The sequence below is a fragment of the Citricoccus sp. NPDC055426 genome (assembly GCF_040677445.1).
Classification (GTDB): domain Bacteria; phylum Actinomycetota; class Actinomycetes; order Actinomycetales; family Micrococcaceae; genus Citricoccus.
In genome coordinates this window covers 382216-406908 of record NZ_JBFARZ010000001.1, presented here as the reverse complement: position 1 = coordinate 406908, position 24693 = coordinate 382216, and the positions used below count along the sequence as shown (strand labels likewise).

The 24693-nt window shown below is 70.8% G+C and carries 23 protein-coding genes; 13 read left to right on the top strand and 10 right to left on the bottom strand.

Translation table 11 applies throughout. The features are described from left to right. The first annotated feature begins 3 nt into the window (after positions 1-3). The 8 genes from AB0K08_RS01875 to AB0K08_RS01840 are packed head-to-tail and all read left to right on the top strand — an operon-like array spanning position 4 to position 8912. Positions 4-948, top strand: coding sequence for a transporter substrate-binding domain-containing protein (locus tag AB0K08_RS01875; protein WP_363351081.1), 945 nt, complete (start codon positions 4-6; stop codon positions 946-948). Positions 949-965: 17 nt separating this feature from the next. After that, positions 966-1949: an amino acid ABC transporter permease gene (locus tag AB0K08_RS01870; protein ID WP_363351077.1), complete on the top strand. Its 984-nt coding sequence runs from the start codon at positions 966-968 to the stop codon at positions 1947-1949. Then, entirely contained in the window at positions 1949-2866 is a 918-nt protein-coding gene (locus AB0K08_RS01865) for an amino acid ABC transporter ATP-binding protein (RefSeq protein WP_363351075.1), read from the top strand. Before AB0K08_RS01870 ends, AB0K08_RS01865 begins: the two co-directional genes overlap by 1 nt. Next, positions 2863-4005 (top strand): CapA family protein, encoded by a 1143-nt coding sequence (locus tag AB0K08_RS01860; RefSeq protein ID WP_363351073.1) that lies wholly within the window; start codon positions 2863-2865, stop codon positions 4003-4005. Before AB0K08_RS01865 ends, AB0K08_RS01860 begins: the two co-directional genes overlap by 4 nt. Next, positions 4002-5243: a CoA transferase gene (locus AB0K08_RS01855; protein ID WP_363351071.1), complete on the top strand. Its 1242-nt coding sequence runs from the start codon at positions 4002-4004 to the stop codon at positions 5241-5243. Before AB0K08_RS01860 ends, AB0K08_RS01855 begins: the two co-directional genes overlap by 4 nt. Next, positions 5240-6424, top strand: coding sequence for a 2-hydroxyacyl-CoA dehydratase family protein (locus AB0K08_RS01850; RefSeq protein ID WP_363351069.1), 1185 nt, complete (start codon positions 5240-5242; stop codon positions 6422-6424). The genes AB0K08_RS01855 and AB0K08_RS01850 overlap by 4 nt, the downstream gene beginning before the upstream one ends. Beyond that, positions 6421-7659 carry a 2-hydroxyacyl-CoA dehydratase family protein gene (locus AB0K08_RS01845; RefSeq protein ID WP_363351068.1) on the top strand — a complete coding sequence of 413 codons (1239 nt, stop codon included), beginning with the start codon at positions 6421-6423 and terminating at the stop codon, positions 7657-7659. Before AB0K08_RS01850 ends, AB0K08_RS01845 begins: the two co-directional genes overlap by 4 nt. 2 nt (positions 7660-7661) lie before the next feature. Beyond that, the gene (locus AB0K08_RS01840) at positions 7662-8912 is read left to right on the top strand and encodes an MFS transporter (RefSeq protein ID WP_363351066.1); all 1251 of its coding nucleotides are present in this window, start codon (positions 7662-7664) and stop codon (positions 8910-8912) included. Positions 8913-8917: 5 nt separating this feature from the next. On the opposite strand, the gene AB0K08_RS01835 is transcribed toward AB0K08_RS01840, so the two are convergent. From AB0K08_RS01835 to AB0K08_RS01805, 7 genes are read right to left on the bottom strand one after another with little or no spacing between them, the layout of a single operon-like run. Further along, positions 8918-9508 (bottom strand): MarR family transcriptional regulator, encoded by a 591-nt coding sequence (locus AB0K08_RS01835; RefSeq protein WP_363351064.1) that lies wholly within the window; start codon positions 9506-9508, stop codon positions 8918-8920. A 41-nt stretch (positions 9509-9549) separates the two neighbouring features. Then, complete coding sequence (locus AB0K08_RS01830; protein WP_363351062.1) at positions 9550-10053, bottom strand: HtaA domain-containing protein; 504 nt, start codon at positions 10051-10053, stop codon at positions 9550-9552. After that, positions 10050-11249, bottom strand: a complete 1200-nt coding sequence (locus tag AB0K08_RS01825) for a cytochrome P450 (RefSeq protein ID WP_363351060.1) — start codon at positions 11247-11249, stop codon at positions 10050-10052. Before AB0K08_RS01825 ends, AB0K08_RS01830 begins: the two co-directional genes overlap by 4 nt. 17 nt (positions 11250-11266) lie before the next feature. Continuing rightward, positions 11267-12460, bottom strand: coding sequence for a cytochrome P450 (locus tag AB0K08_RS01820; protein ID WP_363351058.1), 1194 nt, complete (start codon positions 12458-12460; stop codon positions 11267-11269). A gap of 16 nt (positions 12461-12476) precedes the next feature. Then, on the bottom strand, positions 12477-13511 hold the full coding sequence (locus AB0K08_RS01815; protein ID WP_363351056.1) for an ABC transporter substrate-binding protein: 1035 nt from the start codon (positions 13509-13511) through the stop codon (positions 12477-12479). Positions 13512-13564: 53 nt separating this feature from the next. Continuing rightward, a complete protein-coding gene (locus AB0K08_RS01810; RefSeq protein ID WP_363351054.1) occupies positions 13565-15364 on the bottom strand; it encodes an iron ABC transporter permease in 1800 nt (599 codons plus the stop codon). Next, a complete protein-coding gene (locus AB0K08_RS01805; RefSeq protein ID WP_363351052.1) occupies positions 15364-16539 on the bottom strand; it encodes an ABC transporter ATP-binding protein in 1176 nt (391 codons plus the stop codon). Before AB0K08_RS01805 ends, AB0K08_RS01810 begins: the two co-directional genes overlap by 1 nt. A 56-nt stretch (positions 16540-16595) precedes the next feature. Between AB0K08_RS01805 and AB0K08_RS01800 the strand changes: the two genes are divergently transcribed. Further along, the gene (locus AB0K08_RS01800; RefSeq protein ID WP_363351050.1) at positions 16596-17537 is read left to right on the top strand and encodes a PaaX family transcriptional regulator C-terminal domain-containing protein; all 942 of its coding nucleotides are present in this window, start codon (positions 16596-16598) and stop codon (positions 17535-17537) included. Here the strand turns inward: AB0K08_RS01800 and AB0K08_RS01795 are convergent. Both AB0K08_RS01795 and AB0K08_RS01790 read right to left on the bottom strand, forming a co-directional pair. Further along, positions 17529-18704, bottom strand: coding sequence for an FAD-dependent monooxygenase (locus tag AB0K08_RS01795; RefSeq protein ID WP_363351048.1), 1176 nt, complete (start codon positions 18702-18704; stop codon positions 17529-17531). The two genes, AB0K08_RS01800 and AB0K08_RS01795, sit on opposite strands and share 9 nt — an antisense overlap. Positions 18705-18739: 35 nt before the next feature. Continuing rightward, entirely contained in the window at positions 18740-19774 is a 1035-nt protein-coding gene (locus tag AB0K08_RS01790) for an ABC transporter substrate-binding protein (RefSeq protein ID WP_363351047.1), read from the bottom strand. Between the two features lie 198 nt (positions 19775-19972). On the opposite strand from AB0K08_RS01790, the gene AB0K08_RS01785 reads away from it, so the two are divergent. Then, complete coding sequence (locus AB0K08_RS01785) at positions 19973-20740, top strand: IclR family transcriptional regulator (protein WP_363351840.1); 768 nt, start codon at positions 19973-19975, stop codon at positions 20738-20740. A 403-nt stretch (positions 20741-21143) separates the two neighbouring features. Next, positions 21144-21710: a hypothetical protein gene (locus AB0K08_RS01780; protein WP_363351045.1), complete on the top strand. Its 567-nt coding sequence runs from the start codon at positions 21144-21146 to the stop codon at positions 21708-21710. A 37-nt stretch (positions 21711-21747) separates the two neighbouring features. Here the strand turns inward: AB0K08_RS01780 and AB0K08_RS01775 are convergent, their stop codons facing one another. Then, on the bottom strand, positions 21748-22497 hold the full coding sequence (locus AB0K08_RS01775; RefSeq protein WP_363351043.1) for an IclR family transcriptional regulator: 750 nt from the start codon (positions 22495-22497) through the stop codon (positions 21748-21750). A 169-nt stretch (positions 22498-22666) separates the two neighbouring features. Between AB0K08_RS01775 and AB0K08_RS01770 the strand changes: the two genes are divergently transcribed. Next, a complete protein-coding gene (locus AB0K08_RS01770) occupies positions 22667-23740 on the top strand; it encodes a mandelate racemase/muconate lactonizing enzyme family protein (RefSeq protein WP_363351041.1) in 1074 nt (357 codons plus the stop codon). Continuing rightward, complete coding sequence (locus tag AB0K08_RS01765; RefSeq protein ID WP_363351039.1) at positions 23737-24666, top strand: hypothetical protein; 930 nt, start codon at positions 23737-23739, stop codon at positions 24664-24666. The genes AB0K08_RS01770 and AB0K08_RS01765 overlap by 4 nt, the downstream gene beginning before the upstream one ends. The last annotated feature ends 27 nt before the right edge of the window (positions 24667-24693 follow it).

Genomic DNA, 24693 nt, shown 5'->3' with positions numbered 1-24693 from the left:
ACCATGAAGCTCAGCCGTCTCAGCACCGCAGCCCTGGCCGGCCTGGCCGCCCTCACCCTCGTGTCCTGCTCCGCCGGAGGCGGTGACACCGGCGGGGAAGCCAGCCCCGGTTCGGGCGGGGCCACCGAGGCCACCACCGGCGAGGTCAACACCGAGGCCCCGGTGTACGACCAGCTGCCGCAGGCCATCCAGGACGCCGGGGTCATCAACATCGCCGGCGACACCCACCCGCCCTACCGGACCATCGAGGAGAGCGGCGAGATCACCGGGATCGACCCGGACATCCAGGCCGCCCTCGCGGAACAGCTCGGCGTGCCCTTCGCCATCCAGACCTCCTCCGGACTGGATGCCATGCTCACCGGCATGCTCTCCGGCCGCTACGACGCCTTCAACGGCCCGGTCCGCACCACCCCGGAGCGCGAGGAGGACTTCGACGCCGTGGTCTGGATGACCACCCGCACCTCCTACCTTTTCCTGGCCGAGCGCCAGGACGAGCTCGGCAACCCGGAGGCCGTCTGCGGGGCCCGCGTGGCCGGCGTCACCGGCTCCGTCACCGAGAGCCAGCTGGAGCACTACACCGAGTGGTGCGAGGGCGAGGGGCTGGAGGCCCCCGAGTTCATCGGCCTGGAGGACACCAACTCCACCTTCCTCGCCCTGCAGTCCGACCGCGCGGACTTCGCCGGCACCACCCAGACCGCCGCCATCGACTTCCAGTCCCAGAACGAGGGCACCTTCGAGTACCTCGTCCAGACGGACGAGCAGGGCGCCGGCGTGGACCAGCTGGCCATGTTCCTGCCCAAGGACAACGAGCTCGCCCCGGCCATGCTCGCCGCCTTCGAGGGCATCTTCGAGAACGGGGAGTACGACCGGATCATGTCTGAATGGGCGCTGGACGACGTCACGGTGGAGGCCCCGACCCTCAACCCGATGACCGAGTCCGGCGAATGACCCTCACGGAGACCCCTATGAATCCTCCCACCCCGTCCGCCCGCTCCGCCCCGTACGCCCCCTCGGCCCCCGCCGTGCGCACCGACGCCGCGGACGTGGCGCAGGCCCGCCCCCGGGTCCGCCCGCTGCGCATCCTGGGCACGGCCGTGCTGGTCCTGGTGGTCTTCGGCATCCTGTCCTTCCTGGTCACCAACGAGCGGTTCGAATGGCCCGTCGTGGCCGAGTACCTCTTCAACCCCAGCGTGCTGCTCGGTCTGGTGACGAGCGTGCTGCTGATGGTGGTGGCCATGGTGCTCGGCACCGCCCTCGGCACCCTCCTGGCCGCCGGCCAGCTCAGTGACTACTGGCCCGTGCGAATGGCGTGCATGACCTTCGTCGGCTTCTTCCGCGGGGTCCCGCCCCTGGTGCAGCTGATCTTCTGGTACAACCTGGCCTACCTGCTCCCGCGGATCTCCGTGGGGGTGCCGTTCGGCCCGGAGCTGTTCAGCTGGTCCACCAACGACCTCATCACCCCGCTGACAGCGGCCATCATCGGCCTGTCCCTGCACGAGGCCGCCTACATGGCGGAGATCATCCGCGCAGGCATCCTCTCCGTGGACCAGGGCCAGCACGACGCCTCCGCGGCCATGGGCTTCAGCCGCTGGCACTCCTTCACCCGGATCGTGCTGCCGCAGGCCATGCGCGTCATCATCCCGCCCACCGGCTCCCAGGTCATCGCCACCCTCAAGGGCACCTCCCTGGTCAGCGTCATCGCCATGGGCGACCTGCTGCACGCCGTGCAGGTCATCTACAACCGCACCTATGACGTGGTGCCCATGCTGATCGTGGCCGTGATCTGGTACCTCGTGGCGGTGACCGTGCTGACCTTCTTCCAGCGCAAGGTCGAGGACTACTACGGCCGCGGCGCCACCCGCACCGCCCCCAAGGCCACCGCACCGTCAGGGCCCGACGCCGGCCCGGCCGGTTCCGCGGCAGCGGTCCGGAACGAGGAGAACCAGTGATGAACAGGACCCAGACCAGCACGGCACCTGACCGCCGGGACGGCGACGCCCAGACCCCGGGGGCCCGCGTCCTCGAGGTCGTGCAACTGCGCAAACGCTTCGGAGACCTCGTGGCGCTGGACGGCATCGACCTGACCGTCAACGAGGGCGAGGTCGTGGCCATCCTGGGCCCCTCCGGCTCCGGCAAGTCCACCCTCGTGCGCTGCCTGGACCAGCTCGAGACCATCGACGGCGGCGCCATGTACCTGGACGACGAGCTGCTCGGCTTCGAGCAGGGCAGACAGAGCAAGAGCCTGCGGCCGCTGACCGACGCCGGTGTCAGGGCCCAGCGCCGGCGGATGAGCATGGTGTTCCAGCAGTTCAACCTGTTCCCGCACTGGACGGTCATGCGCAACATCACCGAGGCCCCGATCGCCGTCCACGGCATCGCCCCTGCCGAGGCGAAGGCCCGGGCCGTGGAACTGCTGGCCAAGGTGGGCCTCTCGGACAAGGCGACGTCCTACCCGCGGCAGCTCTCGGGCGGCCAGCAGCAGCGCGTGGCCATCGCCCGCGCCGTGGCCGTGGAGCCCCGCGTGCTGCTCTTCGACGAGCCCACCAGCGCCCTGGACCCGGAGCTGATCGACGAGGTGCTGCAGACCATGAAGGCACTGGCCGCCACCGGGCGGACCATGGTGGTGGTCACCCACGAGATGGAGTTCGCCCGCGAGGTCGCGGACCGCTGCGTCTTCATGGCCGAGGGCCGGGTCATCGAGGACCGTCCCGCCGAGGCCTTCTTCCGTGACCCGCAGACCGACCGGCTGCGCTCCTTCCTGGCCCGCTCGATGCGCGCCAACGCCGGCTCCGGGAATGGCACCGAGTCCGCACCCGAGGCAGGCCAGGAGACTGCCGAACCACAGCAGGGGGCCGGGCAGCCGTGACCGCGACGACCACGCTGATGGCCACCGGGGACCTGGTCCTGGAGCGGGCGGACGCCACGTCCCTGCTCGCCGCCGCGGCCCCCGTGCTGGCCGGGGCGGACCTGGTCATCGGCCACCTCGAGGTCCCGCACACCGAGGCCACGGCCAGCATGTCCACGGACGTGCCCGCCCTGCCGGCCCCACCCTCGGCCCTGGACGCCGTGGCGGGCGCCGGGTTCCACGTGCTGACCCTGGCCGGCAACCACGTCTACGACTCCGGTGGGCAGGGCATCGAGGACACCCGTCGGCACTGCCGGGACCGGGGCCTGGCCACCACGGGGGCGGGCCGGGACCTGGAGGAGGCGTGGGAACCGGCGGTCGCCGACGTCGGCAACCGGCGGGTCGTGGTGCTCAGCGTCAACTGCGTGGGGCCACGCGAGTCCTGGGCGGGCAGCGCCAAGGCGGGCTGTGCCTGGATCGAGGTCGTCACCCACTACGAGCCCCGCGGCGCCAACCCCGGCGGGCCGCCGCGCACCTACACCTTCGCCGAGCCGCGGTCCCTGGCCGCCTTCACCGAGCGGGTGGCGGGCCAGGTGCGCGAGGGCACGGCCGTCGTCGTGTCCCTGCATCAGGGGCTGGTCCACCAGCCGGTGGAGATCGCCGCGTACCAGTACGAGATCGCCCACGCGGCCATCGACGCCGGCGCCGTGGCCGTGCTCGCCCACCACGCGCACCTGCTCAAGGGAATCGAGTCCTACCGCGGCCGGCCGATCTTCCACGGGCTCGGCAACTTCGCCACCGTGACGAGGGCCCTCGGCGGGGCGCCGGACGACTCCCCCGAACGGCGGGCCTGGGCCCGCGAGCGGCTGCGGGTGTTCGGCTTCCAGCCGGACCCGGCGATGCCCGAGTATCCGTTCCACCCCGAGAGCCGGAACACCGTGATCGCCGTGATCACCCTGGGCCCGGACGGGGCGGTGGGCGCGGAGGCCATCCCCTGCTGGATCGACGACGAGGCGCGCCCGGTCCCGGTGGTCCGCGCCGACGGCGGCCAACAGGTCGGCGACTACCTGACACGCATCACCCGCGAAGCCGGCCTGGACACGGTCCTGGACTGGAGCGGGGACCGATTGAGCATCCACCTGGAGGAGACATCCCGATGAGCACCCAGACCCAGCCCCTGGCGGGCAAGACCGTGATCGACCTGACCACCGCGCTGGCCGGCCCCTACGCCACCCTGCTGCTGGCCGGGCTGGGCGCCCGCGTGATCAAGGTGGAGAACCCCACGCGCGGCGGGGACACCTCCCGCAACAACTCCCCCTACGTCACCAAAGAGGGCATCAGTGTGCGGCGGACCTCGGAGGACGACATGTCAGTCTCCATGATGCTCCGGGGCCGCGGCAAGGAGTCGGTCACCCTGAACCTCAAGCACCCGGAGAGCCGGCAGGTGCTGTTCGACCTCATCGCCGAGGCGGACATCGTGGTGGAGAACTACAGCGCCGGGGTGACCAAGCGCCTCGGGGTGGACTACGCGAGCGTGCGCCACCTCAACGAGAAGCTGGTCTACACCTCCATCAGCGGCTTCGGCGCCGGCACGGACAACGGGGACCGCAAGGCCATGGACACGATCGTCCAGGCGCTCAGCGGGGTGATGATGACCGCCGGGGAACCGGGCCAACCGCCGGTGCGCTTCGGCCTGCCGATCGGTGACCTGTCCGCACCGCTCTTCGCGGTGATCGGCACCCTGGGGGCGGTGCTGCAGGCCGAGCACACGGGCCAGGGCCAGCACGTGGACGTCTCCATGCTCGGGGCCCTGACCTCGCTGGTGGCCTGCGAGCCCTTCGACGCCCTGGAGGAGATCGGCTTCCCCCTGCGCACCGGCGCCTACGTGCCCCGGCTGGCGCCGTTCGGAACCTTCCGGGCCGCCGACGGCTACTTCGCCATCTGCGCCCCCACCGACCAGTTCGCCGCGGGCGTGCTCCGGGCCATCGACCGCGCGGACCTGCTGGAGTCCGAGGACTTCGGCACCCGGGACGCCCGGGTGGCCAACGCCGACCGCCTGCACGGGCTGATCGCCGGCTGGGCCGCCGAGCAGCCCCTCGCCGAGGTGCTCGAGGCCCTCACGAGCCAGGGCGCCCCCGCGGCGCCCGTGCGCACCACCGCCGAGGCCGTCCGGGATCCGCAGGTGGTGGCCCGCGGCGAGGTGGTGCCCCTGGTCCACCCCAAGTTCGGCCACTTCGACGGGCTCTTCGGTTCCGGGTTGCCCATGGTCCTCTCCGGCAGCAGCACCTCGCTGGACGCCCCGGCCCCGTACCTGGGCGAGCACACCGAGGCGATCCTCGGCTCCCTGGGCTACGACCCCGCCCGGATCGAGGGCCTGCGCACCGCGGGTGTGCTGTGACGGCACCCCGGATCGGGATCATCGGGGCGGACGTGCCCCGGCAGCTCGTCCTCGCCGCGGGCGCCACCCCGGTACGGCTGACCGGGGCCTGGAGCGGGGAGGTCTCCCGGGAGGCCGGTGAGCTCCTCGGGGCCGCCGACGTGGTGGCAGCCCGGATCCTGGACTCGGTGCTCTCCGGCGCCCACGGCGGACGTGACGGACGTGAAGCAAAGTCGGGGCTGGCCGGGCTGGTGGTCTGCAACGACTCCATGGCCCACCTGCGGGTCTTCTACGTGCTGCGGGTGCTGGCCGGACGCGGCCGCCTCGGCTTCCCGGTCCACCTGCTGGACACCCCCCGCGGCGGCGGCCCGCACCGGACCCGCTTCGTGGCCCGGCAGTACGAACGCCTGGCCGGGTTCGTCTCCGGCTGCACCGGGACCCGACTGGACTCGGCGTCCCTGGCCGAGGCCGCCGCCCGGGAGACCCTCGTGGGCCAAGCCCTCGAACGCGTACGGGAGCGACGACGCGCGCGCACCCTGTCCGGCACCGCAGCCCTGCGCTGCTACGCGGCGGCGGCCACCACCACACCGGAGGAGGCGGTGGACTCCATCGAGGCGGTCTTGGATGAGCGAAGAGCCGCACCGGACGCGGCACTCGCTGACGCCGTGCCGGTCTTCATGACCGGCAGCTCCCACCCGGACCCCACGGTCTACGCGGCCCTCGAGCAGGCCGGGATCCTGGTGGTGGGCGAGGACCACGACGCCGGGGATGCGGCCTGGATCGGCGAGGCGGTGGAGTCCGGCGAGGTGCCACCCGCCGAGGCGCAAAGTGACCTGTCCCCGTCACAACGGCGGGGGTCAGGTCACTTTGCGCCTGAAGCAGGCGGGGGGCTGGGAGGCGTGTTCCGGGCCCTGGCCGAGCGGCACGCGCTGCGTCCGCCCGCGGCCGCCCGGTCCCTGGCCGACGAGCGGAGCCGGCACCTGCTCGCCGAGGTGCACCGCACCGGCGCGGCCGGGGTGGTGGCCCTGGTCCGGGACCTCGACGACGGCCCCGCCTGGGACCTGGCCGACCACCGCGAGGCGCTGGCCGGCAGCGGGACCTGGCTGGCCGGCGTCGTGCAGATCCCCGCCGACGGGGTCCGGGACGCGACCGCCGAACTCCTCTCCAGCATCCAGCAGCATTCCGGGAGGACCGCGCCGTGACCGAGACCCGACTCCGCTCCGCCGTGGCGGCCACCGCCTACCAGAAGGAGTGGTTCCAGGACGTGCGCCGGCGGGCCCTGGCCGGCGAGCCGATCGCGCTGCTGAACGCCGACGCCCCGCACGAGGTGTTCCGCGCCCTGGACATCCCCTACGTGGTCACCCAGTGGTGGTCCTCGATCATCGCGGCCAAGCGGGCCGGCCCCGCCTCCATGGAGCAGCTCGTGGCCCGCGGGCTGCCGGACTTCAGCCTGCAGTACGACGCCATGCCGCTCGGCGAGCAGCACCTCCCCGCCGGCGAGCGCCCCTGGGGCGGGCTGCCGACCCCGCGCTTCGCGGTGGCCGAGCGCAGCGGGGACGTCACCGCCAAGATCTTCGAGCAGTGGGGGCGGTTCGAGGGCACGGAGACCTTCTTGCTCTCCCGCACGGGGGCGGACCCGGTGCCGGACCGGTGGTGGGAGCTCGTTCCGCACGAGTGGGAGCGGGCGTTCGGCAGCGACCGCCTGGACCTGCTGCAGGGCGAGATCGAGGAGCTCATCGCCTGGCTCGAGGAGCGCACCGGCCGCCGCCTGGACCGGGACCGGCTGGCGGAGATCATGGCGCTGGGCAACGAGCAGGCGCAGTGGAACCGCCGCACCCGGGACCTCATCGCCGCGGCCCGTCCCACCCCGGTCCTGGTCAACGACACCATGCCGGCCGTGATGGCCCCCCAGTGGCAGCGTGGCACCCGGTGGGCCGTGGACGCGGCCCAGTCCCTCTACGAGGAGACCGAGCAGCGCGTCGAGGACGGCGTGGCCGTGTGCCCGGACGAGAGGCTGCGCCTGATGTGGGTGGGCCGCGGGCTGTGGTCCGACCTCGGCCTGTACACGCGGTTCCAGGAGGAGTTCGGGGCCGTGTTCGTGTGGAGCATGTACCTCGCGATCGCCGCGGACGGCTACGAGCGCCACGGCGAGGACCCCGTCCGGACGCTGGCCGCCCGCTTCGTGGGGATCACGGACCAGCTCTACGTGCCGCCGTGGTCCGCCCAGTGGTACGTCAAGGAGGCCCTCAGCCACGGCGTGCACGGGGTGGTGCACCTCGTGGCGGACGACACCCCGGGCAGCGGGTTCATCACCGAGGCCCTGGAGGCGGAGGGCATCCCCGTGCTGGAGATCCGGGCCAACAACGCGGACCAGCGCTCCAGCTCGGCGGCCCGCATCCCGGAGCGGATGGCCGAGTTCATCCGCACCCGCCTCTGACGGTGGGCAGCCCGTTCCGGCACCGGAACTTCTCCTGGTACTTCACCGGGCAGCTGCTCTCCAACACCGGGATCTGGTTCCAGAACCTGGCCCTGCAGCTGGTGGTGCTCAACGCCACCGGCAGCGCCCAGGCCCTGAGCGGCATCACCGTCGCCCAGTTCCTGCCGATCTTCCTGCTGGGCATCCCGGCGGGCCGGCTCCTGGACCGGGTGGCGCCCAGGACGGTGCTGATGGTGACCTCGGTGGCCTCCGCCGTGGCGACCGCCGGGCTGGTGCTCGTGGTCTCCGAGGACCCGGAGATGTGGCTGCTCTACGGGCTGGTCGGGGTGCTGGGCACGGTGCAGGCCTTCGAGCGGGTGGCGGCGCAGACCATCATCTTCGAGCTCGTGGGCCCGGACGGGCTCTCCCAGGCGGCCTCCGTCAGCACCATCGCCCTGGCCGCCGCCCGTTCGGTGGGCCCGGCGCTGGCCGGCCTCGCCTTCCAGGGGCTCGGGCCCGGGCCCTGCATCCTCATCAACGCCGGCGCCTACCTGCTGGTCTTCGCCTCCCGGTGCCTGATCCGCCCGGCAGCGCTGCACCCGCGGACCCCGCCGGAGCACGACGGCGGCCGGCCCGGTACCGCAGACCGGGGCGCCACCCTCGCGGCCCCCGCCGGTGCCGGGGACCCGGCCGGGCCGGCGTCGGGCCCCTTCCGCCGTGACCGGGACGTGAGCACCCTGCTGGTGGTCAACGTGGTGGTCTCCCTGCTGGCCATGAACTTCGGGCTGGTGCTCACCTCCACGGTGGACCTGTCCTACGGCGGGGACGCCGCGGCCGTGGGAGCCGTCCACACGCTCAACGCGGTGGGGGCGGTGGCCGGAGGGGTGCTCGCGGCGCGCCGGGTGCGGGTGAGCGTGCGGTCCCTGGTGTCGGCCACGGCCGTGTTCGGCGCGGTGCTGGCGGTCAACGCCGCGGCCCCCACGCTGCCGCTGTTCCTGGCGGCCGCGCCCCTGCTGGGGGTCGGCCTGGGGTACTACCAGGGGATCGTCAACGCCGCGGCCCAGGAATCGGTGCCGCCGCGGTACATCGGGCGGATGATGTCCTTCATGACCCTGGGCAGCTACGGCATGGTGCCGTTCGGGGCGCTGGCCATGGGCTGGGTGATCGATGCCAGCTCGGGCCGGGTGGCCCTGGCCGTCTCCGCGGCGAGCGCCTTGGCCTGCACAGTGCTGGTCCTGCTCCGGACGCGGAGCGGGCAGTCCGCGCGGGCCTGAGACATTCAGGCAGGCGTGGTGCCGCCGGACTGCCGGTCCAGGGCCTTCAGACGGCTGGCGGCCAGGCGGGAGGGGACGTGGCGCGGGCGGCTGGTGATCTGGCGGCGGGACACGGCCTGCGCCTCGGCCTCGTCGTCCCCGAAGTACCCGCCGGCCAGCTCGCGGGCGGCGTGGTCGAGGACCGCGACGATGGAGTTCCCGAGGTCGTCCCCGACCGAGGCGGTCAGGCGCCGCTCGTGGGCGCGCAGTTCCTCGGTGCAGTTCTGGATGAGCTCCCAGCCCGTCTCCGTGAGCTGGACCAGGCGGATGCGCCGGTTCGTCGGATGGTTGCCGCGCTCCACCAGCCCCAGCTCGAGCAGTTCGTTGGACACGAGGTGGGCGGCCTGGGCGCTGACGAAGGTCCGTCGGCCCAGCTGGGCGTTGGAGAGGGGCTTGCCCTCCCCCAGGACCTGGAGCACGAGGAACTGGGAGAGCGTCACGCCGTGGGAGAGCGCCAGGTTCTCCGTGAACCGGTCCAGGGCCCGCCCGAGGCGGTAGGCCGTGTAGTTCAGGCGGTCCGTGGCCGGTTCGCCGCGCGGGTCTCGATCAAGCTCCATCCCTAGAGAATATCAAGTTGTTTGTGATGTTCCGTGGTGTGTCAGAACCGCACCTGGACGGGGGCGAGCTCTGAACCGGCGGGGTAGGTGCCGTCGAAGACCGCTACCGCCTCCACGTGGAGACGGGCCCCGGCGGCCAGCATCCGCACGGCGCCGCCCTGCCCGGGCTCCGGCGCAGGATCAGCATCAGCATCCGGCCAGTCCAGGTCCGCGAACGCGATCCGCGTCCACTCACCCTCGACCCAGCTCGCCGCGGTCAGGACATGACCGGACCCCCGCTCCTCGACCCGCGGGTCCGAGACGGAGACGTCCAGCATGCCGCCGTGGGCGCGCAGCCGCACCCCGCCCCGGAACCACAGGGCGCCGGCAGGGCGCTCCGGGTCCGGGGTGAAGTAGAAGCGGCCGTCCGCGAGGCGGCCCGTACCGGGGGCCATCTCCACGGCGTCCTCCTCGGACCACCGTTCCACGTAGGCCAGGAAGCTGGTCTTGATCCCCCAGGCCATCCCGGTGTCCCGGCGGGAGACCCCATCCTGGGCGGCGTTCACCGGTGGACCCGGATCCGCACGGACTGGTAGCCCAGCTCGGGCATCCGGGTCGGTTCGGGCTCCCCGAGCAGCTCCAGCCGCTCGGCCCGGTGGACCATGACGTCCAGGGCCGCCCGGATGATGCCGCGGGCCAGGTGCTGGCCCACGCACTGGTGCTGGCCCCGTCCGAAGCCCAGGTGCCGGTCCAGGTTGGGCCGGGAGGCGTCGAAGCGGTCCGGGTCCGGGAACTGCGCCGGGTCGCGGTTGGCCGCCGCGTAGACCAGGGTCACGGGCTCGCCGGGCTCCAGACGCTCGCCGGCCACCTCGGTGGTGGCGCTGACGGTGCGGGCGAAGCCCCGGTACGGGGTGTACAGCCGCAGGAACTCCTCGAGTGCGGCGTCCATCGGCACCGCCCCGGTCCGCAGATTCTGGTGCAGCTGCGGGTCGAGCGCCAGGTGCCGGGCGATCCCGCCGATCAGCAACGGCGGGGCCACCATGCCCACCACGAGGGACTGGCGCAGGGCGCCGACCATGTGCTCCTCGTCCAGCCCCTGACCGTCCACCCGTTCGGAGAGCAGCGAGGACGCCGGGTCCTCCTTGGGGTCCCGTGGGTTCTCGCGGCGGTCCGCCACCAGCCACCGGGCGACCTCGTACATCCGCTCGCTGTGGAGGGAGACGGCCTCCCCGTCCTGGCGGCGCCAGGCCTCCACCCACGCGGTGGCGGTCTCGGCCAGCCAGGTGACCCGGTCCGGGTCGAGGTTGAGCCACATGGCCTCCGCGTAGGCCGGCAGCAGGGTGCCGAACGAGCGGGTGAGCTCGTCGTCCTCACCGTCCACGAACTCCTCGAAGAGGGACACCGCGCGCTCGCTGATCCGTTCGCTCAGTGCCGCCACCCGTCCCGGCGCCAGTGTCCGCGTCAGGGCTCGGCGGAACGGGGTGTGCCGGGGTGCGTCGAAGTTCAGCGGCGGCCGGCGGATTCCCCGGGGGTCGCTGGGGACCACGGCCTTGACGGAGGAGATGAACGTGGCCGCGTCGGAGGCCGCCGCGCGGACGTCCTCATACCCGGTCAGCGCCCAGTAGCCGCCGAGGTCCTCGGTGTAGGCCGCCGGATGCGCGTCCCGGAGCCTCGCGTAGGTGGCGAAGGCGGCGTCCGGGTGGTTGTCCGGCAGGCTGAACATCCCGGCCGGACGGCCGTCGGCCGTCCGGCTCGCTGTCACGGTGTGGTCCACGATGATCAGGCCCCCAGCGCGATGAACTCGAGCGGCACGTGGTTGGTGCCCCATTCGGCCCACTTGGCCATTCCCGGGTCCCCCGTCAGGTCGAAGCTGCTGCGGGACAGCGCCTCCTCCAGGGTGATCCGGAACATCATGCGGGCCAGCGGCGCCCCCGGACAGGAGTGGGTGCCGCGGCCGAAGCTGATGTGCTTGGTGATGTTCTCCCGGTGCAGCCGGAACGTGTCCGCGTCCTCGAACATGCGCGGGTCGCGGTTGGCGGCCGTGTAGACCAGGGCGATCGGGTCGCCCTCCTGGATCTGCTGGCCACCCACCACGGTGTCGTGCCGCGCGGTCCTCGCCATGCCCCGGTAGGGGTTGTACAGGCGCACGAACTCCTCCACCGCGCCCGGGATGTCCTCCGGGTGCTCGCGCAGGTGCTGCTGCAGCTCCGGATCCCGGCTCAGGTGGACGAACATGTTGCCGATGAACACGCTGGGTGCCACCATGCCCGTGACGATCAGTTGCCGCACACAGCCGAGCACCATCGCGTCAGGCAACCGGCCGCCGTCGTACTCGGCCTCCAGGAGGGCCTGCGTGAGGTCATCCTCGGCGGTGAAGCCACCGGCCGCGCGCTCGTCGATGATCGCCTGGGCGATCTCGTAGAGCCGGCCGCTCAGGGACTTGACCGTCTCGTGGTCCAGCACCTGGATGGCGTCCACATACGTGCCGCTGACCGTCTTGATCTCCAGGCTCGTCTCCGGCGAGAGGTTGAAGAACTCGGCGAAGACGTGGGCCGGGAGCTTCTGGGCATACTGGCGGGCCACATCGGCCGTGCCCTCGGTGATGAGGGGCTCGATCAGCTCCTGCACGCACCGCCGCACGGCCGGCTCCAGGGCCCGCATCTTGGGGGGCGTGAAGAAGTGGTTGATCACGCGCCGGTAGCTGGTATGCTGCGGCGGGTCCAGGTGCAGGGGCGGCCGGACCCCGGTGAACGCGAACTTGGGGATCGCGTTCTGCGAGGTGGTGGTGAACCGGCTGATGTCCGTGATGACCTCCGCGAGCTCCTCGTAGCCGAGCATGGCCCAGAAGCCGCCGAAGTCCTGGCTGCGCGCCACCGGGTGCTCGGCCCGCAGCCGGGCGAACTCGCGGTGGGCGTCGTCGAATCCTTCTGGCGACTGCGCGTCGAAATCGTGCGCGGAACGGCGGGAATCCACAATGACCTCCGTCAAATCAGTTCATCCCCATCAGGGACTTGAGCTCTGCCGCCTCGGACAGCTCGACCTCCGAGGTCCGGGTGAACCGTTCCATCCCCTCCGTGTCGAACGGCGAGATCTGGGAGGCCGCCTCGTTGAAGCTCAGGTTCCCCTCCTCGCTCATCAGGTAGGCGGCCAGCAGCTTCGCCCCGGCCGGGTTCGGCGAATTCGCCGCCAGGCCGAGCCCCACCTCCGGGCCCGTGGTCGGGGACATCGAGGCCACGTCCACGGGGGCGCCGCTGTCCTGGAGGTTCTTGATCACGGGCAGGACGCCGGGGTGGCCCAGCGCGCCCTCGCCGGCCGCCACGGCCTGGGTGCCGGGCACGGCGCCGCCGGAGACGGTGGGCTCGTTGGCGGCGATGCCCTCCAGCAGCTCGTCCCCGAACTCGTTGCGCATCAGCGACCAGAACGCGACGTTGGCGGGAGAGGAGTCGACCTCGGCGATCTGGATCTTCCCGGCATAGGCCGGATCTGCGTAGTCCTCCCAGGAGGTGGGGGCGGAGTCGACCAGGTCGGTGTTGTAGACCGTCTCGGTGGGGACGAAGGACACCATCGGCGTGCTGCCCTCATGGGTGTAGAGGTCCTCCGGGAACTCCCCGACGAGGGACTCGGGCAGCTCGGCCTCGGCGAACGAGGAGATCCAGCCCTGCTCGAGGGCCTCGTCGTAGAACGGGGAGTCCGTGAGCATGATGAGGTCGGCCGGGCTGCTCCCTGTGGACGCCTCGCTCGAGAAGCGCTGGGCCAGGTCGGCGGAGACCAGCCGGACCGGCTCCACGCTGATGCCGTAGGTCGACTCGAAGTCGGCGGCGACCTCCCGCAGCACGGCCTCGTCCACCATGCTGTACAGGGTGACGGAGCCGGCCTCCCGGGCCTCGTCCACGAGGGCCTGGGTGGCCGCATCCAGATCGGTGGCCGCGCCGGCCTCGGAGCCGGCATCCGAACCGCCGGAGCAGGCGGACACGGCGAGGGACGCCGCGGCCAGGGTGGCCAGGACAGAGAGCTTCTTCTTCATGAGGGGGGATCCTTTCAAGGGGTGTTCGGGGATGACTGGGGTGTTGCGGGGGATCAGCGGCTGCGGGCGACGCCGGTGCGCTTGGACAGCCACAGGACGACGCCGAGGATGAGGGCGGAGACCACCACCAGGACGGAGGACAGGGCGGCCAGGGTTGCGTAGGAGCCGCCGTTGAAGACCTCCAGGATGCGGAAGCCGACCACCACGTTGTTCGTCCCGGAGAGGATGGCCGAGGCCGTGAGGTCACCGATGATGCGGACGAAGAGCAGGGCGAACCCGCCCACCAGGCCGGGGATCATCAGGGGCAGGTAGACGCGGCGGAAGGTCTTCCACTGCCGCGCGCCGGCGACCCCGGAGGCCTCACCGAGCTCCTTGCCGATGGTGGCCACCGCGGCATCGGCCGCGATGGAGGCCTGTGGCAGGTAGAGGGCCAGGTAGCCCAGCAGCAGGATCAGCCACGTACCGCCCAGGTCGAAGGGCGGGCGGGCCAGCAGCAGCAGGATGCCGACGGCGATCACCATGTTGGAGACGGAGGACGGCAGCTTGATCGCCGCGTCCAGCCCCAGGGTGGCGCGGCTGCGGTGCTGGGCGATGTAGAGGGACACCACCGCGGCCACCAGGATGCCGATGACACCGCCGACCAGGCCCAGGGTCAGGGAGTTGCCGAACGCCTCCTGCGTCTTCGGGTCCTCGAACAGGGCCACGCGGAAGGCGTCCAGGCTCAGGGAGCCCCATTGGATGTTGGGGGTCCAGTAGCCGTTCAGGGACACGATGAACAGGGCGAACATCGGCAGGACGGTGGAGACCCCGATGTACAGCAGGACGCCGGCCCGGACCACGGGACGCCACACGCCCAGCCGGGTCACCGTGTGGTGCGTCGCCTTGCCCCCGATGCTGCCGAAGCGGGAGTTCTTCAGGATGCGGTACTGCACCAGATAGGACAGCCCGACGAACACCACCACGATGGCCGAGAGGCCGATGGCCAGGTCCTCGTCCGGCGGGTAGGTGAAGGTCAGGAGCTTGACGATGCGCACCGGGATCATGTCGATGCCCGCCGGGGTGCCGATGATCTGGGCGATGGAGAACATGCCGAAGCCGAACCAGGTGCACAGCAGGAAGCCGGCGCCGATGGACGGGGCCAGGGCCGGCAGGGTGACCCGGCGCAGCGTCTTCAACGCGCTGGCGCCCGTGAGCCGGGAGGCCTCCTCGAGGCTGGCGTCCAGGCTCTGCATGGCGGCGGAGACGTTCATGTAGACATAGGGCACCGCATAGAACGTGTAGACGAGGATCAGGCCGTACCAGGAGTTGATGTCGAACGGCCCGGACTCCAACTGGATCCCGACCACCCCGAGGACGTCCCGGAGCCAGGCGTTGAGCAGGCCCGCCTGGGGGGAGAGCAGCATGGTCCAGCCGACGGCGCCCGCGATGGGCGGGAGCAGGAAGGGCAGGTACGGGAAGATCTCGTTGATCACCCCGAAGCGTGCGTCGGTGCGGGTGTTGGCCCACGCCAGCAGGAACCCGATCACCACCGCGAGGATCGAGCTGGCCAGCACCACCACCACGGTATCGACGACCATCTTGCCCAGGTCCTCGATCGCCAGCGTGCGCTGGATGGCCTCGAAGGTGAAGCGGCCGTCCTTGTAGAACATGTTGATGACCACCCGCACCAGCGGGAGGCACACCAGCGCGACGAGGATGCCGGCGAGGGTCAGTGAGAACAGCTCGAAACTGCTCATCCGGCGCAGCCGGGTGAGCAGGCCGGGCCGGTAGCGGGGCATGGGCTGCTCGGGGCCGGAGTGTCCGGGCTCGACCGGAGTCTGCGTGGGTTCCTCGAGGGTGGGGGTCGGTCTCATCAGTCGTCGCCCTCGGGCTGGCCGTCATGGTCCTGCCGGGGGAACACCATGACGTCGGGCTCCTGGAGGCCGACCCAGACCTCGTCCCCCTCCGCGAAATCGGTGGAGCGACCGCTGACCCAGATCCGCATCCGGGTCTCGCCGGACCGGACGAGGAACTCGGTGTGGGTGCCCATGAAAAGGACGGCCACCACCTGGCCGGCGAGGGCGCTGGCGGCCTCCGGGCGTTCGCGGGACAGCTGGGCGTGTTCCGGGCGGAACAGCACGGTGGCCCGTTCGCCGACATCCTGCGGGGTGCGGACGAGTCCGAGCGGGGTCTCATAGCCGCCGTCGGCGCGCCGACCGGACAGCTCGTTGGTGTTGCCGATGAACTTGGCCACGTACTCGGTGGCCGGCCGGGCGTAGATCTCGTCCGGGGTCCCGAACTGCTGGACCTTGCCGCGGTCCAGGACGGCGATACGCGTCGCCAGCTCCATGGCCTCGGCCTGGTCGTGGGTGACGAACAGGGCGGTGAACCCGAAGCGGCGCTGCATGGCCAGCAGCTCGATGCGCAGGGATTCCCTGACCTTGGCGTCGACATTGGACAGCGGCTCGTCGAACAGTACGACCTTGGAGTTGTTCACCAGGGCCCGGGCCAGGGCCACCCGCTGCTGCTGACCGCCGCTGAGCTGGTTCGGGTACTGGCCACCCAGGTCACCGATGCCCACGGCTTCCAGGGCTTCGGCCACTCGCTGGTTCATCACGGCTCGGCCCTGCCGGGCGCCCTTCTGGTTCTCCAACGGGTACCGCACGTTCTGGGCGGCGGTCATGTGGGGCCAGAGGGCGTAGGACTGGAAGACCATGCTGAGCCCCCGCCGGTCGGCGCCGAGATTGGCTCCCGTGCCGCTGTCGAAGACCGCCTTGCCACGCACCGTGATGGACCCCGAATCAGGGGTCTCGAGCCCGGCCACGGAGCGGAGCAGCGTGGTCTTCCCACAGCCACTGGGACCCAGCAGAACGATGAACTCCCCGTCCTGGATGTCGAGGCTCGCCCCGTCGATGGCGGGCACGGTGGAGCCGTCTCGGCGGCGGAAGTGCTTGTTCAGCTGACGGATCTGGACCGCGGGCTCAGCGGCGTCCGCGTCGTGAGCGTTTCTCTGGGCGCCCCGGGAGGGAGCTGATGTTAACTGGGTCACACATGAAGTATGGCATAAATGAATCGGTCGTCAAGAGTTCGCGATACGTTGGATGCATGGGTGGAATGATGTGGGATGTGTGGAGCAATCTGGAGGACCTGAGGTCCGTGGTGGCCGAGGGCCCGCGCGGTCGCCGCGCGCTCGTCACCCTGATGGCCGAGTACTGGCTGGACGAGGGCTCAGCGGCGCCCTCGGGCGCCCTGGTGGATCTGATGTCAGCCCTCGAGGTCAGCCCGTCCGGCACCCGGACCCTGCTGAGCCGGCTCGCCAGGGAGGGGCGGCTCACCACCATCAAGGAGGGCCGCCGCACGTTCTACGCGCTCTCCCCGAAGGCACGGCACCGGCTCACCGAGGGCTTCGACGTGATCCGCACCTTCGGCACGGATCACGGGCCCGCCGACCCCGAATGGACGACCCTGCTGTACTCGGTCCCGGAGGAACACCGAGGCGTGCGGCAGCAGTTGCGCAAGGGGCTCTCGTGGATGTGGTTCGCCCCGCTGTACGACGGCGCCTGGGTCTCCCCCCGGCCGCAGGGCGAGCAGGCCATTGCCCTCTGCCACAAACTCGGCGTGGAGTCGGCATCCCTGCTCCGCGGCAGGATCGACGCGGCCGGGACGAGGTTCGGCAACCCCGTGGACGCCTGGGACCTCGATCTCGCCCGCCAGCTCTACACGTCCTTCACCGCGATCCTCAGAGTGCCCCTGGAACGGCTCCATGAAGGCGGCCTCTCACCGGTCGAGTCGATGCGGGCCCGCACGGAGACCATCAACACCTTCCGTGGCTTCCCACGGTTCGATCCTGACCTGCCCCTGGGGCTGCTGACACCAGACTGGCCCCGCCGCACGGCTCGTGAGGCCTTCGCCGAGCTCTACGAGGGGACGACTGAGGCGTCCCTGGCTCACGTCCGCTCCGTGGTGGAGCGGCACTCCCCCGCCCACGTCCAGGATGTATCGGTCCGCCGCCTGACACCGGCCGGGGGGCTGGCCTCCTCAGCGTGAGGGCGCCAGGGGCGGGGCCTCGAGCGAATCCGCGTCATGGTTGCCCAGCCACCCGTAGAAGGGTGCCATCCTCCGGATCCTCTCGTCCCGCGCGTCGTAGTCCTCCTCGACGACGGAATCGTAGAGGTGCCCGGCCTCCAGGGAGGCCAGCTGCACGGCGTTCGCCCGCTCCAGGCGCAGGGACTGGTACCGCGCCAGGGCTGCGGGGGCGTCCGCGACGGACGAGCCCTCGAGTGCGGCGGCCAGCGCGAAGGCGTCCTCGATGGTCTGGCTGCCGCCCTGGCCGAGGTGGGGCAGCATGGCGTGGGCCGCGTCACCCAGCAACGCCAGCCGACCGCTGGTCCAGCTGCTCAGCGGGGGCCGGTCGAACAGTCCCCATTGGAACGTGTCCGTGACCCTTTCTATCAGCCCGGTGACCACGGGGTCCCAGCCGGCGAACTCTGCGGCGAGCTGCGCCGGGTCGCCCGGGGCCGTCCAGGAGTCCCGCTCCCCGCCGTGGGCGGGGACCACGGCGACGACGTTGATCAGCCGGTCCGCCCGGATCGGGTAGACCAGGAAGTGCTTGCCCGGGCCGATCCACATCTTCGAGGTGCCCCAGTCCCAGTCCCCGGCCCCCGAGACGGGGACGAGGGCCCGGTAGGCCGCGGTCCCTGAGGAGCGCGGGGCGGCGACCTCCCCGACGACGCGGCGGCGGACGACGGAGTGGATGCCGTCGGCGCCGATCACCACATCGGCCCGGGCGGTCTCGCCGTTCTCGAAGCGCAGCAGCACCCCCGAGTCGTCCTGCTCGAGGTCGAGCAGCCGGTGGCCGGTGTGGATCGCGGAGGTCGGCAGCGCGGAGGCGAGCACCTCGATCAGGTCCGCGCGGTGCACCCCGAACACCCGGCGGTCCCAGGCGGCACCGGGCTCGCGGAGCGTGGAGATGAAGGAGCCGTCCTCACGCAGCTGGAAGTAGCCCTGGTCCAGGTGCGAGCCGACGCGTTCGATCTGCTCCAGCAGGCCGAGGCGCTCCAGCAGCCGCCAGCCGTTGGACGCCAGTGAGATGCCCGCGCCGATCTCGCCCAGTGCCCGGGCCTGCTCGAACACCTCGGCATCGATGCCGCGCCGCCGCAGGGCGGCCACCGCGGCCAGTCCCCCGATACCCGCGCCGATCACAGCGACTTTCATGAGTACTCCTTCAACGTGGTGATTTCTGCGAGGGACTAGCGCGCGACGAACAGGGATTCCACGTCCAGCGGGTTCTCCGCCATGCCGTACTTGAGCATGAGGTCGTAGATGGTCTGCATCTTCTCCACCGGAAGGTCCGTGTGCGCCGGCTCCAGGCGGATGGACTGGGCGGTCTCCTCATCCATCTTCAGGAACTCGGGCAGCATGGCCCGGACCCCCTCCTCGTCCTCGGCGGCCCGCTCGGTCGACTCCGTCAGCGCCTCCCGGAACGCCGTGACGATCTCCGGGCTCTCCTCGGCGATGGACTCACTGGTGAAGGCGATGGTCAGGGGCATGCCGTCCATGACCTCCTGGTTCGGAAACCCGACGGCGACGTTCTCCGGGTCGGCCAGGGCCCGGCCCATGAAGGGCTCGGGCAACCAGACGGCATCCACGTTGCCCTGCTCCAACTGGGCCAACATGTCCGGGAAGGGCATCTCGTTGAAGTTGATCTCCGCCGGGTCGCCCCCCGCCATGGCCGTGGACTCCATGATGGAGAGGTCCCCCAGGGTGTGAACGGCGTTGACGGACACAGTCTGGCCCTCCAGGTCCTCGAAACCGACGATGCCGGAGTCCTTGCGGGCGACCACGGCGTTGATGTCATCGCCCTCGGCCGAGGACCACGAGTACCCGGAGACCACCCTCATGGGCAGGCCCTGGTCCGCCGCGGTCAGCACGGACATGGGATTGCCCACCGCGAACTGCATGGACCCGTTCTGGACCGCCGGCAGCAGCGCCGCGCCGCCCTGGCCCTCGATGAGCTCGACGTCCAGACCGTGGTCCTCGAAGATCCCCTCGGCCACGCCGTAGCGGAGCTCGGTGGAGGAGGCGATGGCGATGGTGCCCACCGAGATGCTGGTCAGCTCCCCGGAGTCCGCCGTCACGGGACTCGACCCGGCCTCCGAGGCCGACTCCTCGGTGCCGGTCGGCGACCCGGAGCCGCATCCCGCCAGGACGAGGGTGCCCGCAGCGAGGGCGGCGGCCAGGCCCCGGCGGAGCTGCTGGGTGATGGATGCGGCGTGGGAGGTCATGGTGCTTCCTTAGTCCGGGACGGGAGCGGGGTGATTCCAGAAGTAAAGGCCGGAACAGGGAAATCGACAATGGATTCGAGGGACTTTTCCTGCCTCGGGAAAGACGCCACCTCGCGTGCGTGAGAACGGGATCATGCCGCCCTTGTGCCGCAACGCGCACCCGTGCCAGTCTTTCCTCTATGCGGAAACACGGTGACGATGCTCCAAAGCGCTGAGCGCGCCCTCCGGCTCGTCCGGCTCGTGGCGTCCCGCGGCGAGATGACCCTGACCGAGGTGGCCGGGGCCCTTCAGGTCAGCCCCTCCATGGCCCACCGGCTGCTGCGGACGTGCGCCGAGGCGGGCTATCTCGACCAGGAGTTGCGCCACGGCCCGTACACGGTCGGCCCCGTGCTGCGGCAGGTCACCGCCGACGTCGCGCGGGGTTCGACCCTGCCGGACCTGCTCGGAGGGGTGCTGCGGCAGGTCGCGGAGGGACTGCTGGAGACGGCCGGCCTCGCCGTGCTCGAGGGCCGGAACATCCGGTTCCTCCTCACGGAGGAGGGCTCCCAGCTGGTCCGGATCGCCCACCCGGTCCGCACGGTGACCCCCGCACACGCCACCGCGGCGGGACGCGCCCTGCTGGCCGGGTTGAGCGACGACGACCTGGCGGCCCGGTACCAGGGGGCCGACCTGGAGACCGTCCAGCCGGGGACCATCCAGGACTGGGCGCAGCTCAAGGCGGAGCTCAAGAAGGTGCGCAACCGGGGCTGGGCCATCCAGGTCGGGGAGGCTCAGCCGGGCATGGCCGCCCTGGCCATGCCGCTGCGGGACGGCTTCGGCCAGACGGTGGCCGCCGTGACGGTCATGCTCCCGTACCTGCGGCTCAGCCGCTCGGACGACGCCCGCTCCCTGGCCCGGCGCCTCCGGCCGTACGCGGACCAGATGGAACGGCGGTTGGTCTTGGCGCCCTCCCAGGCACGCCACTGACGAGCCCTACCGGCTCCGAGCAGCTGCGCCCTAACCTGTACTGACTGCGGCGAAGGATGCTGGGATGACGGACCATGACAGATTCAAGAATCGCAACCCTTCAGGACGGGCCAGGGCAGCACTGCCGATGGCGGCCTGCAGCCTCGCCGCTTCCTTGCTCGGACTGAGCGGCTGCTCGCCCGGCGATGGCTCCTCGTCAGAGGAATGGCTGACACCCACGTCTGCGCCGGCGCCGATCCCCACCTCAACCGGCGGGGCGGACGGAGCACCACCCGCACCTCCACCACCGTCCAGCACAGCCAGCGAGGATCCGGAACCGGCACTTCCGGATCCTGATGACCTGCGCCCATGGCTTGATGAGTGCCAAGGGTCGGCAGAGGAGACCGACCTGCCTGGAAAGCTGGTGTACCCACGTTCCCTCCAGACGGACGTCGGAGATTCCGAGACCTACCAGGCGGCCGTCGTCCTGGACCAGTCGGACCAGTCCCTCGACGAGGTGATCTCCAATCCGGACGGAGTGACCACCCAGCAGGGAATCCGCGTCCGATGCATCGTCGGGGCCCGGCTGCTGGCCGTCGGTGAGAACGTCACCGTCGCAGGGGATCCGGGGAGTATCGAGAGCGACTGGGTCAACCGGCGATTCACGGCGGACGGGACGATCGATTGGGCCTGGTCTGTGACGGCCACGGTCCCCGAGGACCAGCAGGTGCGAATCCAGCTCCGACCCGCTCTCTCCATCAACGACGGCGCCCAGACGATCACCTCAGACTCTGTGCGGACGTACGTCACCGAAGTCCAGGTCAGTGCCTCACTCGTCGAGAGGGTCGCGTACTGGTTTGAGACGCAATGGCCCCTCCTCGTTGGTATCGCCCTCGCCCTCGGCGTTGCCGTGCTCGCCGTCCTCCGGTGGGGCGGTGACCTCGTCAAGGGCTGGCCCGGGCGTTCCCGCAAGACCGAGAAGGAGACGTGACAGCCGACCCGTCAGCTGGCATAGCGTTCGCGCAACCTCAGACCTGCAGACCGGCCGCCGCCAGGATACGCTTCCGCCCCTCCTCCACCAGCTCGCCATAGTGGTCCACCTTGTCCTCTTCGAACCGGTGGCTGGGGATGGCGATGGCCAGTCCGTACTCAGCCGGATTCCCCGGCCCGGCCAGCGGTAGGGCGATGCCCACCCCTGAGATCTCCGAGCGCCAGCTACCGCGGTTGACCGAGAAGCCGCGGGCCCGGATCTCCTCCACCTCGGCAAGGAGTTGCTCCGGCTCCGGACGCTGTTCAGCCGGCAGGCTGGACAGCTGGCGCTCGATGTAGGCCTGGAGGGCGGCCGGCTCCCAGCTCGCCAGCAGCGCGCGCCCCGAGCCGGAGAGGTGCATCGGCACGGTGGTGCCGATGGGATCGAAGACCCGGATCGACTTCGTCGACTCCACCCGGTCGACGACCACGATGTTGTCCCCCTCCTGATGCGTCACGTGGATGCTCTCGTCGGTCATCTCGTTCAGCCAGTCCTGAACCTCCCACGTCAGTTCGCGGATCTCCAAGCCAGGGCCGGCGTGGGCCAACGTCCAGATGCGCGGCGTCTGGATCCATTGCCTCGGGTTGGTGCGGTCCCGCTTGAGCCACCCGTTTCGCTGGAGGACCTCGAGGGACCGCTGCACCGAGGACTTCGGCAGATCCAGCTGGCGGGCGATCTCCGAGACCCCCACGGGCTGATGGGTGATGACGCACTCGACTACGCGAAGGGCGTTGGTGACGACCTGCATGGGCATCCCTCCTGTTCATGAGAGCACCAGCCGGAGGCCCGTGCCTATCCACATCCTGCCGCACCTGTTGACAGACGGTGTGACGTGAGACACCATCATTTGTGCCACCTGAAACACCAGTGTTCCATCTCACGGAACAATTGACCAGCACTTTGATGAAACGAGCGGCATGAAGATTGAGAACATCGACACCTGGGTCCTCCGGGTGCCCTTCCTGCGGGAGACGGCCGACTTCGACGACGCCCACCATGAGCTGATCGGCGTGACCGTCCACTCCGGGGGACTCACCGGGATGGGCTACAGCTTCATCACCGACCATGCCGGCGGCACCTCGGTCAAGGCCCTGCTCGATGACCTGCTCGTCCCCAGCGTCCTGGGCCAGGACGCCTCCCAGCCGGAGCGGATCTGGAACGCGATGGAGGACCTGACCCACCGGATGGGCACCGGCATCAATCGCTTCGCGATGGCCAGCATCGACATCGCCTTGTGGGACCTCAAAGCGAAGTCCAACGGCCACTCGCTGGCCGCTGAGCTCGGCCAGCTCACCGACGACGTCCCCGTGTACGGCTCCGGCAAAGCCGGCGGCCGCCTCTCCGTGGACGAGCTGGTCCGGCTCTCCGAGGAGTATGTGGAGGCCGGCTTCGACGCCGTCAAGATCAGGGTGGGCCGGGAGCCTGGCGAGGACCCGGCCCGCATCGCCGCCGTCCGCGCGGCCCTGGGCGAGCACGTGAAGATCATGATCGACGCCAACGAGCGCCTCAGCTACACCGAGGCGCTCTCCCTGGGTCGGCAGCTGGCCGAGCACGACATCTTCTGGTTCGAGGAGCCCGTGCTGTACACCGACCGGCGCTCCCACCTGGAACTGGCCCGACACCTGCCCATGCCCATCGTCGGTGGGGAGCACCACTGCAGCTCCGCCGAGTTCCTCGACTACGTCACCGAGCGGGCCTTCACCATGGTCCAGCCCAATGTCTGCATGGTCGGGGGCGTCACCGAGATGGTGCGCATCATGCGCCTGGCCGAATCGCACGGCGTGGGCTTCGCCCCCCACCTGATGACCGACCTCAACATCCATCTGGCGGCCGCCACCACCAGCACCGTCTACGTGGAGTACTTCCCCTTCCTCGAGCCGTACACCAGTAACCGGCTGGAGATCACCGACGGCCGCGCCGCAGTCCCGACGGCACCCGGCCACGGGATCGTGTTCACCGACGAGACCTTCGAGAAGTACCAGATCGCATGAGCACCCGCACAGCCGCCTGGCCTCAAAGCATCTCCATCATCGGCGCCGCCGGCCTGGTGGGATCCTCCGCCGCCGCCTCGATGGCCACCCTGGCGATCGGAGAGGACCTGTACCTCCAGGACCGCCGGGACCACCTCGTGGAGGCGCACCGGATCGACCTGTCCGACGCACAGGCCGTGCTGGGCGTCGATCGTCCCCGGATCCACGCCGGATCCCCGGACGGACCCGTGGACCTCGTGGTGGTCGCCGCCTCCCTGCCGGAGACCCCGGACGGCGACCGGCGCGAGTTCCTGGCCGCCAACGCCCAGCTGCTCGCCTCACTGGCGGGGCAGATCCGCCGGGAGGCCGGCGAGGAGGGACTCGTCCTGCTCCTCACCAACCCCGTGGACATCCTCGCCGACTGGCTGCACCGCCACCACAGCTTTCCCGCGGACCGGCTGATCGGCTACGCCCTGAACGACTCCGCCCGGTTCCGCCTGGCGATCGCCCGGGAGCTCAGCGCCGAGGTCAGCTCCGTGACGGCGGGCGTCCTGGGCGAACACGGCAAGGGCCAGGTCCCGATCTTCTCCTCGGTGCGCGTGGACGGCAAGCCCGTCGCGTGGCCGGACGGGGCGATCGACCGGGTCCGCGCCGACGTCGACGGCTGGTTCGACCGCTGGTCACGGCTCAAACCGGGGCGCAGCTCCGGGTGGGCCAGCGGTTCCGGCGTCATGCACCTGGTCCGCACCCTGGCCGCCGGTGACGAGGTCATCACCACGGCCAGCACCGCGGGGATCGAGGACCTGCCCGAGACCTTCATGGCCCTTCCCACCCGGCTGTCGGATGGCCGGCCGCGAACCGCCCTGCCCGACCTGTCCCGCCAGGAGCTCTCTGCGCTCCAGGCAGCCGGCGAGACCATCCGACAGACCTCCCTCTCCCTGACCTGACCCCTCGACCGCCCCTTCGTCATCTCC

Bases quoted from the DNA above. Each gene is read 5' to 3' on its own strand.
- AB0K08_RS01785 (WP_363351840.1), top strand. From the start codon at position 19,973: ATGCTCCAAAGCGCTGAGCGCGCCCTCCGGCTCGTCCGGCTCGTGGCG.
- AB0K08_RS01815 (WP_363351056.1), bottom strand. From the start codon at position 13,511: ATGAAGAAGAAGCTCTCTGTCCTGGCCACCCTGGCCGCGGCGTCCCTC.
- AB0K08_RS01835 (WP_363351064.1), bottom strand. From the start codon at position 9,508: ATGGAGCTTGATCGAGACCCGCGCGGCGAACCGGCCACGGACCGCCTG.
- AB0K08_RS01800 (WP_363351050.1), top strand. From the start codon at position 16,596: ATGGGTGGAATGATGTGGGATGTGTGGAGCAATCTGGAGGACCTGAGG.
- AB0K08_RS01775 (WP_363351043.1), bottom strand. From the start codon at position 22,497: ATGCAGGTCGTCACCAACGCCCTTCGCGTAGTCGAGTGCGTCATCACC.
- AB0K08_RS01795 (WP_363351048.1), bottom strand. From the start codon at position 18,704: ATGAAAGTCGCTGTGATCGGCGCGGGTATCGGGGGACTGGCCGCGGTG.
- AB0K08_RS01810 (WP_363351054.1), bottom strand. From the start codon at position 15,364: ATGAGACCGACCCCCACCCTCGAGGAACCCACGCAGACTCCGGTCGAG.
- AB0K08_RS01875 (WP_363351081.1), top strand. From the start codon at position 4: ATGAAGCTCAGCCGTCTCAGCACCGCAGCCCTGGCCGGCCTGGCCGCC.
- AB0K08_RS01770 (WP_363351041.1), top strand. From the start codon at position 22,667: ATGAAGATTGAGAACATCGACACCTGGGTCCTCCGGGTGCCCTTCCTG.
- AB0K08_RS01790 (WP_363351047.1), bottom strand. From the start codon at position 19,774: ATGACCTCCCACGCCGCATCCATCACCCAGCAGCTCCGCCGGGGCCTG.
- AB0K08_RS01855 (WP_363351071.1), top strand. From the start codon at position 4,002: ATGAGCACCCAGACCCAGCCCCTGGCGGGCAAGACCGTGATCGACCTG.
- AB0K08_RS01765 (WP_363351039.1), top strand. From the start codon at position 23,737: ATGAGCACCCGCACAGCCGCCTGGCCTCAAAGCATCTCCATCATCGGC.
- AB0K08_RS01870 (WP_363351077.1), top strand. From the start codon at position 966: ATGAATCCTCCCACCCCGTCCGCCCGCTCCGCCCCGTACGCCCCCTCG.
- AB0K08_RS01865 (WP_363351075.1), top strand. From the start codon at position 1,949: ATGAACAGGACCCAGACCAGCACGGCACCTGACCGCCGGGACGGCGAC.